Below are 2,280 nucleotides of genomic sequence, written 5' to 3'. Positions count from 1 at the left end.
TATGTCTAATGTGGAGCTCCACATTACACATATTCTTTGCAGTCGCAGTTTATGTCGAGCGTGGCGGCGAGAGACGCAGGTTTCCTTCGGTTTTCCATGATTTCACTCCAGATAATATGCGGGTTAGAGGGAGTGTTCGAAGACGGGTCAGGCCCGCCTTCGAACGTCGGTGAGCATTGTGATCAAGGCGTCGGAAGGCGGCTTGAAGCGCCCCGGCTTGATCGCAGGGGCACCGTGGGCTGCGAGAATCTGCAGCTTCTCTTCGGGATCGGCGCGCAAGTAGGTCTCGGTGCTCTGGATACTGGCGTGGCCGAGCCATAATGCGACCTTGCGAATGTCCCCCGTCGCCGCGAGCGTGTGCATCGCGCAAGAATGACGAAGCACGTGGGGTGTGACGCGCTTCCCAAGGATCGACGGCTGCTTCGTCGCTGCCGTCTTGACGTGCTCGGCCAATCGGAACGCAAATCCGTCGCGGGTCATCGGCTGCCCGTTGGCATTGAGGAAAATCTCGGTGACCTCAACTTGAGGCCGGATCGCAAGCCATGCGCGCAATGCGATCTGGGTCTCCTTCCACAGCGGCAGGACCCGTTCACGTCGCCCTTTGCCCATGATGTGCATGGTGGACAGGGAGCGGTCCGGGAAATCGCCCAGTTGCAGCGTTACGAGTTCCGACACCCTCAGTCCGCCAGCATAGGTAAGATGCAGCATCGCGCGATCACGGGTGCCGAGGCGTGTCCGGGGATCGGGTGTATCGAGCAAAGCCTTGATCTCGGCCCGGTCGAGGTAATCGATCAGCGCCTTGTCTGTCTTCTTGGTCGGGATTGCTCTGACACGGAGTGCCTGATCGAGGCAGGCTGGAATCCGGTACTCGATGTATCGGAAGAAGGATCGGATCGCGGCGAGCCTGCCATTGCGGGTCCGCACGCAGCTGCCGCGGCCGATCTCCACATGATCGAGGAAGGCCATGATCATGTCTGTGCCGAGATCCTCAACCTCGAGATCGGTCGGTCGGCGCTTCAGCCGATCGGCAGCGAACTGGACGAGGAGGACGAAGCAGTTGGCATAGGTCTTCACCGTGTGCGGGCTGACGGCGCGTTCGCGCGGCAGATGTTCCCGCAGATATGCCGAGAGATGGGGAGCAAGCGCCGTCATGCCGCTTCTCCTTGAAAAAGTTGCTCGCTTGCAGCCGCAATGTCGCGCAGCAGCACTGGCGTGGCTTCGAGATACCAGTACGTGTTGGCGATCGACGCGTGCCCCAGGTAGACACTGAGACCGGCCATGTGGTGGGCAATGGCCTCCCTGTCACGCGGGCAGGACTCAAGCGAGCGAACAGCGAACGTATGTCGCAGATCGTGGAGTCGCATGCCTGCCGTACCGGTTGCTCCACGATATCCGAGAAGCCGGGCCAACCTGACGAACACGACGTGGGCGCGCACCTTGTGCGGCGCCCGCCCCCGGATAGTGACGAACAGGTCATTACACTTGGCCGGGTGCTTCGCGCGGATCGCAATGTAGGCTTCGAGTGCTTGGCGCGTCGATGGCTGCAAGGCGATCAGTCGCTGCTTGCCGAACTTGCCGTTGCGGACGACCAGCCCATCCTCGACCAGATCGTTGCACTGTAGCGCGAGAGCCTCGGAAATCCGGAGACCTGTCGCCGCGAGCAGGCCGAACAGGTAATGGTACGTGTATGGGCTAATCGTGCCATGGGGCGGAACGTTCAATGCCGCCGCCATGATCGCCCGCACCTGGTCCGCTTCGATTATGGTCGGAGTGGGACGTGGCCGCTTCCCCCGGCCGAAAACGCCGACAGGCGGGACTTCGTTGTCTGGGTCCTCGGCATGAGCGAAAAGGCTGAAGTTACGAGCAGCGTCGTACCTATGGCGAGCCACGTTTTGCGAGCTTGCCGTGTGGCACCAGTCGTAGATGCGCTGCACTCGGGTGTGCCGGTCACCGAAGCGTTCAGCGAAAGCGGCGTATTGGCGCAGCAGTCGTTCCTGTTCCGAGAACTTCCGCCCCAAGCTGCGATACAGCGAGACGTATCTGGCAATCTGCGTGCTCAGCATGACGGTTCTCCCGGCCATGGCTGCGCGATTTTCATGAGCATCGGCAGGTCGACCTTGGCGTAGATGGCGGTGGTCTCGGGCGAGCTGTGGCGCAGGATCGTTCCAACGGACTCCAGCCCTGCGCCCGCGCGCAGCAAGTTGGTGGCAAGCGAATGCCGGAAAATGTGCGATCCGGTCGGCACGCCTTCGATCCCGCCGCGCTCATGCGTGCGTGCAA

3 protein-coding genes are annotated in these 2,280 nt (G+C 61.5%); all 3 read right to left on the bottom strand.

Annotation, left to right across the window (positions count from 1 at the left end):
- Positions 1–147 precede the first annotated feature (147 nt).
- Positions 148–1,152, bottom strand: coding sequence for a tyrosine-type recombinase/integrase (locus ABLE43_RS23085; RefSeq protein WP_024310637.1), 1,005 nt, complete (start codon positions 1,150–1,152; stop codon positions 148–150).
- Positions 1,149–2,063, bottom strand: a complete 915-nt coding sequence (locus tag ABLE43_RS23080; protein ID WP_011540751.1) for a tyrosine-type recombinase/integrase — start codon at positions 2,061–2,063, stop codon at positions 1,149–1,151. The genes ABLE43_RS23085 and ABLE43_RS23080 overlap by 4 nt, the downstream gene beginning before the upstream one ends.
- A partial coding sequence (locus ABLE43_RS23075; protein WP_348980273.1) for a tyrosine-type recombinase/integrase occupies positions 2,057–2,280 on the bottom strand: 224 nt, incomplete at its 5' end. The genes ABLE43_RS23075 and ABLE43_RS23080, both read right to left, overlap by 7 nt.

It is taken from the genome of Sphingomonas silueang, assembly GCF_040049155.1.
GTDB lineage: Bacteria > Pseudomonadota > Alphaproteobacteria > Sphingomonadales > Sphingomonadaceae > Sphingomonas > Sphingomonas silueang.
The sequence above is the reverse complement of the archived record's forward strand: the minus strand, read 5'-3'. Positions and strand labels throughout refer to the sequence as shown.

Coding starts and splice junctions, on each gene's coding strand:
- ABLE43_RS23085 (WP_024310637.1), bottom strand. CDS start 1,152: ATGACGGCGCTTGCTCCCCATCTCTCGGCATATCTGCGGGAACATCTG.
- ABLE43_RS23080 (WP_011540751.1), bottom strand. CDS start 2,063: ATGCTGAGCACGCAGATTGCCAGATACGTCTCGCTGTATCGCAGCTTG.